Origin of the sequence: Stutzerimonas degradans (genome assembly GCF_024448505.1) — a bacterium.
Taxonomy (GTDB): Bacteria; Pseudomonadota; Gammaproteobacteria; order Pseudomonadales; family Pseudomonadaceae; genus Stutzerimonas; species Stutzerimonas degradans.
Genome location: NZ_JAMOHV010000005.1, coordinates 243330 through 256500 on the forward strand (window position 1 = coordinate 243330; position 13171 = coordinate 256500).

Sequence of the window (13171 nt, forward strand, 5' to 3'; positions counted from 1 at the left end):
GAAAGGTATGAGCTATAGAGGTGAAAAGTGGAATAAAGAGTGTGATGTTGTGCTAGACGATGATCGAATTTCAATTAGTTCGCTGCCGTTGTTGAGCTCTGCAATAAATGAGGCGGAGCGCAATATACAAGCGCCGAGAGGGCTGCTTTTGAATGCTGCATTAACAGCAGCCTCCATAGCTTTGCAGGGGCTCATAGACGTAAATAAGCCGAACAATCAGAAGGTTCCTGTTTCCTTGATGCTTTTAGCTATAGCGAATTCAGGAGAAAGAAAGTCTACGGCTGACAACGTTTTTTTAAGATCTATTAGGGAGTTTCAATCCAAACAGGCCGTGGCGTTCTCCGCAAAGCTGCAGGATTGGAGGGCGGCGCATGACGGTTGGTCCGTTAGGCGTAAAGCGGTTCTAAGGAATATTGAAAAACAAATGTCGAAAGGACTATCGACTAAGGAGGCTGAAGAGGCACTAGTTACGCTAGGTCGTGAGTTTCCAGTGAGGCCAAAAGAATTCAAAATACTTTATGAGGACTCAACATCTGAAGCTCTGTTTTATGGAATATATAAAAACTTGCCTGCGGCGGGTTTGGTTTCTAGTGAGGGGGGAGCGGTTCTAGGTGGTCGAGCTTTTAACGATCTTTCAAAGCAAAATACAATTTGGAGTGGAGATAGTATTACGGTTGATCGTAAGGCATCAGAAAGCTTTCAGCTTATTGGAGGGCGGTTGACAGTTTCAATGATGGTGCAAGACAGTGCTTTTTCAGAGTACATGAAAAATAAGGGAGAGCAGTCAAGAGGCTCCGGACTGTTGGCAAGATTCTTATTATGCCGCCCTCAATCTAAGCAAGGCACCAGGTTTATTGACGGTGTAACAGCGACATGGTCGTGTGTGGATAAATTCAATGAGCGCATTGAACAACTTCTGGTAAGAAATTTGAAGAAATTTGAAGCTAAGGCTTTTGGAAGGGATCTAATACATTTTGATGATGATGCTTCTCGGTATTGGATAGGCATTGCAAATGAAATCGAATCAAAGATTTGCAAAAATGGATTGATGGATGGGTTGGGAGATCATGCTTCAAAACTTGCGGATGTAATTTGTCGACTGGCAGCGTTGTTCCACTATTTTGAAGGGTTTACTGGGAATATCTCAATCAGTACGCTGAAAGCAGCCGAGGGTGTCGCTAAGTGGTACTCAGATAATTTTATAAAATTATTTAGCTGTGCAGCCAGGGAGAATTTTGACGCGCGAGAGTTGGATGTTTGGCTAGATACGTTGCGAATGTCTGGTAGGCGGGTGATTAAAAAAAATTATATTAGGCAGTATGGACCGGTTAAGTTTAGAAAGAAAGATACTATTGATAGATTGCTTGGTTATCTCGTAAGTAATGGAGTTGTACAATATTGTTCATGGCCTGGTGATAAGACAATTTATGTGGATGTCAGCCCAAGGCAGGGCGTTATGCCGGCCATACCGATTTACGTGAATCCCACTAACTTCTCAACGATCTAAGTCTGATTGGACCTCTCTGCCTTCAAAGTTTTGTTGTGAATACTCTAAATTCATGAGCATCTTGTTGGTATTAATTTTTGGTTTACTATTTAATTTAATAGTTAATTAACTATAGCCATATGGTTATCTAGTTCAATGATGCTTTACATTAATGCTTAATGCCATGATGCCAACATCATGGCATTGTTAGAGGTAATGGTGATTCATGATGTATGAGGATAAAGACTGGATTGATTATGAAGGTGTAACAGGATTGATAGTAGAGGATCTTGAAGAGATTCCTCTACTAAGGCTAGAGGAAAGCTTGTTGCTTGATCTGCGTAGGATTGAAAAAATGATGAGGCGCTTGGAGATTTGTAAAGAGAGTAATCTTTTTACATGCTTCATTGAGAGAGGGGTTGTGAGGATAAAAGCTAAAAGGCTGGGGAATGATTTTGTGTTGAGTTTACTTCAAGGTGTATATAAGTTTGATTATCATTTTCCAGTTCATGAGGTCAATCCTTACATTGAGGTTTTTTATAAATGCATTAAGCGTCTCGATGAATCATTTATGTTTGATGGTTGGGAGAGGTTGATTGATAAGGATGCTGTGGTCTTTTCAGACGCAATGAACCGTCTCGTTTGCTTTGCACGAAGTGAGATGTCCGGCAAGGCTTTCAAAAAATTGAAAGGCCGGTTTTATAAGGCATCAAAAAAAAGATCAGACAGCTTGGATAGTTACATAGATGCACTTTTCGATAAGCACTCTAGGTTGCTTGTGGTCAGAGTTGATCTTTCTTATCGCGCCGACTTCTTTAACAAAGACGATAGATTTGATGAAAAGCTAGCTCTTGTGAAAGCGCATTGGGCTGCGATGCAAAGGGATCTTTACAAGGGAAAGCCAGCTGATAGCCTTCTTGGATTCGCCTGCAAGCTTGAGTATGGGCAGTTGAAAGGGTTTCATCTCCATCTGTTATTGTTCTATAACGGTTCAGTTCGTCGTCAAGATGGTGTATTGGGCAAAATGGTGGGAGAGCATTGGAAATATTCTGTCACAGCTGGCGCAGGGACATATTTTAACTGTAACGCTGTGAAGACGAAATATCGGCACTTGGGAATAGGTATGATTAATTTTGATCAGACGGGGTGTAGAGATGCTTTAAAAAATCGTGTGGCATCTTATCTTACTAAAATTGATTACTGGGTTCGTTTGTCTCCATGTAAAGGGAGAGCTTTCTTTAGAGGTAATATGCCCAAGAAGAATACAGTGAAGAGAGGGCGCCCTAGAAAGCTCTATAGATTGGTTGCTTCTGAACTTTAAAGGCTGTTATTTGTTTGTCTTTTTTACTTTTAAGCTGATGATGGTGGTGGCTGCGGTAGCCATAATTTTTGTGAATCCGTGTTTATTGATGAGTTCGCTTTCTATTGTTTGTGCTTTGTCCCGCCTTCCGCCTTTCTTCAAGAAATTATCTTCGACAGCTTTTGCAGTTTCGTTGATTATGGTTAGTGCGCTTGATCGATGATTACCAGTTACTTTGTTGCTTGTTTTTTTTGGGGCTGATCGATAAAGCTCATCTGGGATCACAGATAAGGCTGCTTGCTCAATAAGGCGAGCTTTAGGGGTGTTCCATTTTTCGCTTAGCCAGTCTTCAATATTTTTGAGAATTTCATCTCGATTGTTATGGTTTATTCTTGAAAAGAATAAATCAGACGCTCTGTTGAGAACTAAGAGCTTTTCGGACATCCAGTAGTCTTTGATAGTTGAGTTTGCCTCGCTATTTGTGTCGCCAGTTAGTTTGGCCTTTAGTGAGCTATATGCGTCAGACGTTATATGGATGTCGTTTTCGGTTAAAGGGAAATCTATTAATGATGGCTCTCCTGCTCGTGATGACAGAAATACTCCTGAGTCAATAAATATTGGTGTAAGTGGCGAGTGAGCATTTCTAAATAACTGTTGTGCTGATTTTTTTGTAAGTGTTCCTTCAGTTGTCTGAAGGTAAATTGATTGGAATTTATTTACTAACGTCTTGCCGAAACTTATCGCATCAAGCCAATCTGTGAGGGATATAGTTAAAAAGAGCACATTTTCGCTTAGCTTGTTGCAGGAGTCATGCTCGTCGCTAAATGGTGTCCCTTTTCGCTTCTTGTAATGGTCTTTTATGGTTTTTGGTTCATTTGAATTTAGAATGATTGCTGAGCCGGATGTGTAAATATCACAATTTCCAGGGCGACGAACTAAAAGGTCTATTTTTAATTGAATAAGATTTTCTTTGAGCTCTGACTCTGAGAGTTTATATTCTTTCCGAATTTCTGTGATAGGTATTATTTGGCTATTGCTGTTTTCCATTCTTTAGTCCAGATTCTGAGCTAGCCATTAAAATGTGAATCATCTTTTTGAAGGAGATTTGATAAGTGGTCGCCAAGGATGTTCCAAGCATTAGCCATTTCTTTTGTATAGCTGTGACGTTGGTATGTTCGTTTCACCTTATTTTCTTCGGTATGATTTAGGCATCGCTCTGCTACCTCAGGAATAACACCCAGCGCAGTCATCAAAGTTGCACCTGTCCGCCTTAGATCGTGTGGAGTCCATTTTCCTCCTTTTAGAATTAAAGCTTGAGCGTTGGCGCTGCGGTTGCTCATTACTTTTTGGTTTGTTTGGCGCTGCCTGTCCCCCAATTGTTTGGTCACGGTCTTCGAACAGACAGGGCCGGTATTTTTTGTATTGGGGTAACACCATTGACTTTTGTTAGATAAAATTTTGATTTTTTCGAATTGTTGAATCGCAAATTTGGAGAGGCTGATACTGTGAGCCTTTCCATTTTTGCTGTCTTCTGGGGGGATAAGCCAAATACCGGTATCCAGATCGACATTATCCCAACGAGCATTTATTAGTTCGCCAATACGGCAGCAGGTAGAGAGCGCAATCCAGATTGCTGCCTCTGTCGAGGGGAGCAGACCGGCTGCTGGTGCTTGCCTCGCTAAAGCACGAAGTTCTTCGTCGTTCAGCACCCTGTCTCGTTCAACGTCCTTGCCACCAATCTTCGCTTTGCGGATGCTAGCGGTAGGGTCGTGATCGATTAAGTCCCTATCAACGGCGAATCGGAACATTTGCCGCATAAGGCTGAAGATCATCTTGGCCATCCGATTTACGCCACGGGCAAGCAAAGCGTCCGTCACTTCGGTGATATGGCCTTTCTTTACCTCATCGATAGGTATGCTGCCTAGGAGTGGCAAGACGTCCTTATTGAACATGCGGCGTACTTCATCTCCGCCGTCTTTACGGTTGATCAAATCAACCTTGGCCCAGTGATCAAATAGGTCTTGGACGGTCTTTCTGGCGGCTTGTCGAGCCCGTGCTTCTTCTGCAGCGGCTTTCTCGGCTGCAACTCGGGCTTGCTCTGCTTCACGAGCCGCTTTTCGATCATCTTCTTCGGCCTGAATGTACTCCCGCAGATCGCGAATTCCACCCTGATAGAGACGCGAAAGCTCGCCTGCCTTCGTCCGGGCTTCCTTTAGGGTTAATCCATCTACCCCGGCTGGGTCATACACCCCAAGCGGAAGGAAAATGCGCTCACTGCTTGAGCTCGTGTAGCGAAAGTAAAAATGGCGTTCCCCATTCGGTCGTAGCCTTGCCATGAAGCGACCGCAACCACGCGGCGCATCTTCGATTAGCCAAGTCGGCTTATCTGGCTTTGCATTCATTTGTTTGTCGGTAATCGTAGCCATCGCATCCTCGCCAATCCCGGTCACCGTTTGGTCACCGTTTCTCGTAGGCTTGCTTGGTATCCTATTGCATGCGATTGGACAGAGAAATCCCTGGATGGCCTGTTTTTACTGGGTTACATCTCTTGCTTTGGATTTCTTTGTAAGGTAATGGATCATGAATTACCTTTATGGGGTGCAAGGGGTAGAGTGTTCGAATCACTCCGTCCCGACCAAAAAAACCCTAAAAAATCCAGTTACTTAGCGGTGACTGGATTTTTTTTTGTCCGGTCCGCGCGTGGCAGTGTGGGGACTTTTGGGGGGACTTTTTTCAACCCGCCTTCCTCCTCAGTATCGTCAGTGCCGGTCCCCTCGAATCCGTCGCCGATATCTTGTTGGCCTCATCGATCAGCTTGCCCAGTTCGGCCGCCGAGTAGTGGCTGGTGATGCTGCCGTTCTTGTGGCCCAACAGGACCTTCCTGTCTTCCTCCGTCACGCCTGCGGCGCGAAGCCTGCGCCCGAACGTGTGCTTCAGGTCATGCACGCGGATCGATGCAAAACCCGCCGGAGCCGTTCGCTTGAAGCGCTGCTCGTACATCGCGGCCGCCCGTTTCCTTGCCTTGCGCCACGCCGAGTCGTTCATGCGGTGCATCGGGGTGGCGTTGCCATCCTTGTCGGGCTGACCGTAGGGAAACACCCATACCGGATCCAGTCCGCGTTGGCCCTCGATGACCGATTTGGCGACCCGATTCAGCACGATCAGGCGCTCGTCGCCGTTCTTCACGCCAGCGTTATCGTGTCGCCCGCCAAAATCGGCCGGGATTAGGAAAACGCTGGTTCCGAGCTCCGGTACCGGGATCTCCCAATCCCAGCGTAGCTTGACCACTTCCTGCTCCCGGGAGCCGCTGTTGACCTTGTAGAGCGCCATCCTCCTCAGGTGATCGGGCAGCTCTGCGAACAGCAGGCTCTGCTCCTCCCACGATAGCGGATGGGGCTGGCGCGTCGAGCGCCTGAGGTCCAACCGCGTGATCATCGGGACGGTATCGAGCCAGGGGCGTCTCGCTTCATCACGCCACTTGCGCGCGCAGAGGTTCAGCACCCGTATGACTCGCTCCAATGCGATGTTTATGGTTCGAGGCGCCACGCTTCTGCCTTTTCCGGGGGATCCGCGCAGGCGACCGGCGAGCCTGTCCTTCACGTAGGGTGCGAGTGCCTCGTCGTCGATGTGGTCCACCGGTCGATCACCAATGTAGGGATCGAGCTGCTCGAGATACAACGCCGTCAGCCCTATTGATGGCTGGTCCTTGAACTCCACCAGATAGCGCGTAGCCGCTTCACGCCAGGTTCTTACCCTTCTAACGCCATAGATGTGCTGTTGCCTCAGCTGCTCCAGGCGATGTATCAGATATTGCTCCGCCTCCTTCCGGTCACCTGAGCCAGTGCTTTCTCGAATGCGCTGACCTCGGTAGATCTTGTCGATGTACCAGACGCCGTTGCGTTGGTAGAGACCGCTGATTGTTCTTTTCGCCATGGTTGTCCTCCACGGCGCCTACTGCAGGGCCGATCTTCCCCCTGCGCACCGCTCTTTTCAATGCTGGCTTTGGCGATATAGGCGTCTGCCCAGGCGTCGAGCTCGAGGCGATCGAAGCCAACGCCCTGGACCCCGATGGGAAATTCGCGAATGAAGGGACGTACGGTCCTGTTGAACTCGCTGCGACACATGCCCAGGTATGCAGGGGCAGCATTGGCTCTCAGTATTCGTGGGAAAAGGGGCGTTAGCTGGGGGCTGCTGGTACTTGCCATGACCTTTGGCACCGGTTGCTCGAAACGACTGGGTGCCGTTGGCACCATCGGCTAGATGCTGGGCGTTACGCTGTATGTGCTCAACCGGCTCGGGCAGGTTGGAGCGGGGCTGGTAGGAGGTGGGGGCTGATTGGCTGGAGGTCGAGGTGAGGAACGACGAGCGGATTACTAGAGAGGCGCTGTACGAGTTGGTCTGGAGCGAACCCATGCTCAGGGTCGCCGAGCGTTACAGGGTGTCGTCCAGCTTCATGGCACGGGTTTGCCAATGCATGGGGGTACCGCGACCGCCGCGCGGTCACTGGGCGAAGCTCAGTCACGGCAAACCCAGTCCCCAGCCGCCGTTGCCTGCGCTGGGGCCTGGAATCCGTGAGTCGTGGCGCCGTGGCGAGCGGGTCGATATGGGCGGTGCTCGTTCACTGCCGAAGCCACCCGCACGGTCGCGTCGGCTCAAGGCCGTGGTTCGCGATGGCCCCGGTCCCCATCCGGTGCTAGCCGGTGCGAAGGAGGTGTTCGGGCAAGGGCAAGAGATCGACCAGGGTTTTCTCAAGCCCACCAAGCGCCGTCTCGCCGATCTCGTCGTGACTCGCCCGATGCTTGACGAGGGAATTGCGCTGCTCGATGAACTGTTTCGACGGTTCGAGCAAAGGGGGTACCAGTCAGCTTGTCACCCGGTGACCGCATCTATTGCCGGGTCGGGGTGGATGTGCGCGAGAACCCGGGTAAGACCCCCGAACACCGCTATCCCTCGCTGTGGGTGCCGTCGAAGCCAACGGTCGTTTTCATTGGGACCGTTGCCATTGGCCTGACGCTGTTCGAGCTGACGGAAACGAAAGAGGCGAGACGCGTCGACGGTAAATACCTTCCAATGGATCAAGCTGAGCGCCACCGCCCACGGTACGGCTGGCCGCAATGGCCCTGGACGACCCAGCAAGCCTTCGCGACGGGACGGTTTTGTTTGCAGGCCTATTCTCCCTATCCGCTGGCCAGTTGGTCCGAGACCTGGCGCGAGCGCAAGCCCGGCGACCTGCGAAAACGCCTCGACGCCATCGTTCGCGCAGCGGCGCCCCTGGTGGCGCAACGGGTGGAGCAGGGCGAACTTGCCGAGCAGATCCGGCGCCGCGAGCAGGAAGCGCAATGGCAGCATCATTTGGAAAAGCGGGAGCGCCAACGGCGCGAGCAGGCCAGGCAGGACGCCCGGGACGAGCTTTTGCAGATCATTACGAGCTGGGGCGAAGCGCAGCGTATTCATTCGTTCTTTGCAGCGGCAATGGCGCAAGCGCGACAGCGAAACGATGATGCGCGTGATGTGCTTCTCGAGCGGTTGGACCGCGCTCGCTCATTGATCGGCGAGCCGGATGCTCTGGCGGCGCTGCTTGGCTGGAAAACGCCGGAAGAGCGGTAGGCTCCCCACCCATCGTCCCGCGCGATCATTTCGCGACTGGTATCGACTGCTTCGTCGGAGTAGCAACCAGTACTATAATGCCTAATATCCTCTATTTTTTCCTTTTGTAGGTATTTTAATACTGACTAATCGGGTCTTTTGCTCTAAATTCGGAACTACAGTACCGGTTATATATCAGGCAGACTATGATTGGAGAACTCACGATCCAGACCCACGTCGCGGGCCGCTGGCGAGATGCGTTGGTGCTCTCGATCACGGACATTCGTCATGTGGGAGAGGCGAGATGCACGACCTCATACCTGCAGCCATACCTGGTCGACTTCATTGGTGACCTGGACTCGCTTCTCGAACCGGCAATCAGTGTAAACCTGCCGGTCAATTGGAATCTGGTCGAGACAAAGGGCTATCCGGCCTTCGTCTACGACCTGATGCCAGCCGGTGCCGCTCGGAGATCCTTGGAGAAGCGCTTCGGCGGCGAGAAGCCCGAGGGCGTCGATCTCGATTTCTTTCTGCTAAGCCGCTGTACCCCGTCGTCGATCGGCCATCTGCGCGTGAAGGAGTCTTTCGAGCACGTGGACCAGACGCGCCGGGAAGCCTTTCCTCGCCGCGAAGTCGTGGACAGGACCAATGATTTTCTCGAGTACGCCTACGAATCGGGGGCTGCGCTGGGCGGCGCCACCGGTGCACAGGGCGAGGCGCCAAAGCTGCTGATGGTCGAAGGCGTAGATGGGGCGCTGTATGCAGACGCGATGCTGTCCGACGATCTGGCCAGGCGTCATTGGCTGGTCAAGTTCGCCCGCAACCAGGTGACCGAGCGGGACAAGAACATCCTCCGCTCCGAATTCCATTACTACCGGGCGGTCTCGACCCTTGGCTTGAACACGGTCTCGACCGATGGCCTCGTGCTTGAGGAAGCCGAGAAGCCAAGTCTGTGGATGCCACGCTTCGATCGTCGAGTCGATCAAGGGGCGGTCGAAAGGATCCCGGTCGAGTCGATCTACTCGGTCTGCGCAAATACCGTTCCCGGGTCAAGGATGAACCATGAGGACGTGCTGGGACGGTTGATCGGGCTGTGGACCTCCAACAACCAGGTTGACGAGCTCGAGGAGCTGGTCTTCGAGTATTTGCAGCGCGATCTGTTGAATCGGATCCTCGGCAACTCCGACAACCACGGACGCAACATGGCGATTTTCCGATATCACGGCGGATTTGAGCTGGCGCCCATCTATGACCTCGCGCCAATGGTGCTGGACCCGGAGGGCGTCACGCGGGTGACCAAGTGGAGGCCGGAACACATGGGTAGCCCGGACTGGCGAGCGGTTTGCGATTATTTCCACGCCATCACCGATCCGGCTGCGCTGTTCGAGCGCCTTCGCGCGGCTGCGCAGAGATTCAGAGCATTGCCCGATCTGTTGGTCGATTTACCCGCAGAGGTGCGGCAGGCCCGGACCATCCCCCTGAACAACCTGGACACACGCCTGGCGGAATGGGGGTTGAGATGAGCACGCCCAATAGCGAGCAACGAAAGCAGATCATCGAGGGCATCATGCAGGGCCATGCGTCGGGAAGGGAAACGCTGGGGACCTCGATACGCCGGCTGCGCCTCGAGGTGACCGGTTTCGACCAGGCGACCTTCGCCGCGATGTGCAACCTGTCCACCAAGGCCCTGTACCAGATAGAGACCGATAAAGGAAATCCAACCCTCGGCACCATCGAGGCGATCCTGAGGAAATTCGGGCTTCGCCTTGGGCTCGTTGCGGGCATACCCGCCTCGTCAGTTTCTCTGCGTGAGCCGTCGTCCGATGTGGCCCGCCCGGTCCGCGGAGCCAACCCGCGCCGCAAACACGTCGAACGGTGAACAGGGGCGATGGCGGCTCCGCCCAATAAGGGTGGAAAGCGAAGATAGACGGACTAGCCCCGGGCAGGTCTGAAGATTGAATCTTCGTCGTCTCGCTCGATTTTCATGGCCGGCCATGTATCGGTGCGGAAAGCAGCCGATACGGGCGCAGCGCGATATCGCGGTTGACGATGATCCGCAGGGGAAGACCGGGCCGCTGGGTGAGCGTGGGCCGTATGTCCACGTTTCGCCGTGTGATCTCCTGGCCTACCTGGTTGACCGAGTCTTGCAGGCTGTCACGACCCGCTATCACGATTCGACCCCCCTCATCGCGGCTGGACGGGGCCGCCAGCTCTGCGCCAATGCCCAATAGGCTGGTCAGAGCCGCGCCGGCAACGACCCGATCCCAGTGCCAATCAACACCGTCCTCGAGGCCTGCATAGCCTTGGGGGTCACTTGCGATAGGGTTGTCGAGTTTCAGCGACGAGGTGTCGGGGAAGATAAGCCGGTGCCAGACCACGTCGACTCGGCTCTGCCCATGGCTGATCTGGCTGTCGTAGCGGCCAAGTAGACGAGCACCCTGGGGAATGAGCACATGTGCTCCGGTCGCGGTGTCGTAGACCGGCTCGGTTACCGTGGCGATCACGTCGCCTGGCAAGTCGGACTTGATGCCGGTCACCAGCGCCGCCGCGATCACGGTCCCCGCCATGACCTGATAGGCAGACGCCGGCTTCTGCACCAATACGGATGTGCTCATTTGAGCGTTTGAGGTTTACTGAGAAGCGCCTGATTGCCACCACGGCTTTGAACAGAGCGGTCAGGGTGATCCGGATCAATCACGGGTTCGCCGGCTGGCCGCGTGTGGCTGGCCTGGAAGAAGAGAGGCAAGAGGCGCGCTTGCTCGTCCTCTTCCGCGTCCGCCAGTTCGGGCGTTTTCGGCTCGACTTCGCCTGGGTGCGGTGAGGCATAGGGTAAGGGCTCGGTTGTCGCGGTATCGGCTCTCTCGGTACGGCTATCCGGCGCCGGCAGGGGCGACGCCAATTGCGAATAGTCCTTTGCAAGTGACTCGAGTCGCTCCGGTCGCACGTTGTGATCGACGTTGAACAGTTCTCCCGCCGCATTTTCGCGTGTTTGGTCCGATGGATTCAGTCCCAGGAGCAGGGCAATGAGCGTCGCCGTCGCCAGGCTCCCGGCAATGACCAGTATCGTCCGTGCGTTAAGCCGCATGACACGACCTGGTCGGGCGCGCAATGCCAGCGTCTCGGCCGCCACCTTCGTCTGTGGCCGCACTCGGCGGTCGTCCCCGGAGGCGTCTGTCGCGCTCGTCATCGACGACCACCGGAGGGGACGTAGCTGCGTTCGATCCGAACGACCACATTCTTTTCGCCGCCCAGGCGGAGCTCGGCCGCGGCAAAGAGCCGGTCGACGACGTAGTACGGGGACCGGACGCGGTAGTTGACCAGCTCGCCATCGCCCGTGGCGCCAATGACGAAGAGTGGCGGGAGCTCGCCCTGCGCAATCCCCGGAGGAAACTGGATGTAGACCTTGCGGCCATCGTCGAATGCGCGAACTGGCTTCCAGGGCGGGTTGTCGCCGCGAATCACATAGCGAAACTGCAGCTGTTCGAGGGCGAGGCCGGTATCCACCGGTGCCGCTTCAAGGGCCTCGGCAGCCTGCCTTTTGAGGGCCAGGAGTCGATCCTTTGGGTAGTCCCAGGATACCGATGCCATCCAGGCCTGCTCGGTGGAGGTCAGCTCGACCAGATAGGTGCGCCGGTTGGTGGTGATCACCATGTTCGTCATGATATCGACGCGGGTTGGTTTGACGAGGATGCTGATCTGTAAACTCTCGCCCATTCCGCTCGAGGTGTCGCCAACGATCCAGCGTGCCGTGTCGCCGGCAGCGACGGCGATGAGTTCTTCACCGGGTTCGAGGTTGATCGCGGTCACTCGGCCGGGACTGGCAAAGACCTGGTACAGGGCACCGTCGGAGAAAGGCCATACCTGAATCGCATTGAGGTAACCCTCACGGGTCGGTGCAATCCTGGCTTCGTCGTTGGCGCGCGAGACGCTTGCTTCAGGCGCAGCAGGTTCCGACTGACGGACCGGCTTCGGCAGTGGCTTGAGCTGTGATGGAAGCGCCAGCGACTGGGGTATCGCCACTACCTCCACCGGCTTTGGAGGCTCCGCCATCTGTTGCGCTGCAACCGGCTCCTCCAGCGGAATTGCCGGTGGTAGTGCGTTTCGGCTTGCGCAGCCGGTTGTTACGACGACTAGAAAAGAACAAACGTAGCGCAGGTACTGCATCATCGTGGCTCGCCTCATTGAGTGGTGTCGAGTTCGCGACTCCAGGACAGGTTGTCGACATAGATGCCCAAGGGATTCTGGCGGAGCTTCTCTTCGCTGCGTGGCGGCTTCAGGACGACCGTTAGCACGGCGGTCCAGCGCTCGGAACCTGCCGAAGCGCCATCGACGTAGCGGCGCTCCGTCCAGCGCACCTGGAAGGAGTTCTCGCTGGCGCGGACAACACTCGTGATCTCGACGGTGATCGACTCCCTGCCGATACGTGAGAACGGATCACTCTCGCGAGCGAACTCGTTGAGCGTGGTAGCGCCGCGGTTCGTGGTCAGTTGGTAGGCGCCAAGCCAGTTGCTTCGCACGACGATTGGGTCGATGGGCAGCGCGCGGACCAGTGTGATGAACCGGGCCAGGTGGTGGGCGATCAGCGCATCGCCTGGCTGGTAGTCGGTCGCTGCTTCACCCACCGCACGAACCTGGCCGGCATTGTCGACTTCCACCACGTAGGGAATGACTAGCGACTGTGCGGAACGCCAGACCAGGCCCGCGGCCATCAGCAGCGCCAAACCCAGGCAACCGAACGCCATCAGGCGCCAGTTCCTGGCCTGGACGCGGCTGGACCCGAGACGCTCGTCCCAGACCTG

12 protein-coding genes and 1 pseudogene are annotated in these 13171 nt (G+C 54.1%); 5 read left to right on the plus strand and 8 right to left on the minus strand.

Annotated features, from left to right (window positions below; genetic code table 11):
* Nucleotides 1–7 precede the first annotated feature (7 nt).
* Entirely contained in the window at nt 8–1507 is a 1500-nt protein-coding gene (locus NAV27_RS09745) for a YfjI family protein (RefSeq protein ID WP_256055297.1), read from the plus strand.
* A gap of 205 nt (nt 1508–1712) precedes the next feature.
* Nucleotides 1713–2807 (plus strand): YagK/YfjJ domain-containing protein, encoded by a 1095-nt coding sequence (locus NAV27_RS09750; protein WP_102829202.1) that lies wholly within the window; start codon nt 1713–1715, stop codon nt 2805–2807.
* 6 nt (nt 2808–2813) lie between these two features.
* Here NAV27_RS09750 and NAV27_RS09755 read toward each other — a convergent pair whose 3' ends face one another.
* The 4 genes from NAV27_RS09755 to NAV27_RS09775 form a co-directional block, all read right to left on the minus strand.
* Nucleotides 2814–3833, minus strand: coding sequence for a hypothetical protein (locus NAV27_RS09755; protein WP_146029399.1), 1020 nt, complete (start codon nt 3831–3833; stop codon nt 2814–2816).
* Between the two features lie 20 nt (nt 3834–3853).
* A complete protein-coding gene (locus NAV27_RS09760) occupies nt 3854–5212 on the minus strand; it encodes a tyrosine-type recombinase/integrase (protein WP_010794541.1) in 1359 nt (452 codons plus the stop codon).
* Between the two features lie 307 nt (nt 5213–5519).
* Nucleotides 5520–6719 (minus strand): tyrosine-type recombinase/integrase, encoded by a 1200-nt coding sequence (locus tag NAV27_RS09765; protein ID WP_102829201.1) that lies wholly within the window; start codon nt 6717–6719, stop codon nt 5520–5522.
* 760 nt (nt 6720–7479) lie between these two features.
* Nucleotides 7480–7635 (minus strand): hypothetical protein, encoded by a 156-nt coding sequence (locus NAV27_RS09775; RefSeq protein WP_232249126.1) that lies wholly within the window; start codon nt 7633–7635, stop codon nt 7480–7482.
* 17 nt (nt 7636–7652) lie between these two features.
* Between NAV27_RS09775 and NAV27_RS09780 the strand changes: the two genes are divergently transcribed.
* The 3 genes from NAV27_RS09780 to NAV27_RS09790 all read left to right on the plus strand — a co-directional run bounded on the left by NAV27_RS09780 (nt 7653) and on the right by NAV27_RS09790 (nt 10251).
* Nucleotides 7653–8393 (plus strand): hypothetical protein, encoded by a 741-nt coding sequence (locus NAV27_RS09780; protein WP_232249124.1) that lies wholly within the window; start codon nt 7653–7655, stop codon nt 8391–8393.
* Between the two features lie 185 nt (nt 8394–8578).
* Nucleotides 8579–9895 (plus strand): type II toxin-antitoxin system HipA family toxin, encoded by a 1317-nt coding sequence (locus NAV27_RS09785; RefSeq protein WP_102829200.1) that lies wholly within the window; start codon nt 8579–8581, stop codon nt 9893–9895.
* A complete protein-coding gene (locus NAV27_RS09790) occupies nt 9892–10251 on the plus strand; it encodes a helix-turn-helix domain-containing protein (RefSeq protein WP_232249123.1) in 360 nt (119 codons plus the stop codon). The genes NAV27_RS09785 and NAV27_RS09790 overlap by 4 nt, the downstream gene beginning before the upstream one ends.
* A gap of 103 nt (nt 10252–10354) precedes the next feature.
* Here NAV27_RS09790 and NAV27_RS19225 read toward each other — a convergent pair.
* The 4 genes and pseudogenes from NAV27_RS19225 to trbF form a co-directional block, all read right to left on the minus strand.
* Nucleotides 10355–10966 (minus strand): annotated as a pseudogene (locus NAV27_RS19225) (TraB/TrbI/VirB10 family type IV secretion system protein); the annotation flags it as partial.
* 17 nt (nt 10967–10983) lie between these two features.
* The gene (locus tag NAV27_RS19230) at nt 10984–11457 is read right to left on the minus strand and encodes a hypothetical protein (RefSeq protein WP_369805851.1); all 474 of its coding nucleotides are present in this window, start codon (nt 11455–11457) and stop codon (nt 10984–10986) included.
* Between the two features lie 98 nt (nt 11458–11555).
* Complete coding sequence (gene trbG / locus NAV27_RS09800; RefSeq protein ID WP_102829196.1) at nt 11556–12539, minus strand: P-type conjugative transfer protein TrbG; 984 nt, start codon at nt 12537–12539, stop codon at nt 11556–11558.
* Nucleotides 12540–12550: 11 nt separating this feature from the next.
* Nucleotides 12551–13171: conjugal transfer protein TrbF (trbF, locus tag NAV27_RS09805; RefSeq protein ID WP_256055298.1), on the minus strand; the 621-nt coding region annotated here is incomplete at its 5' end.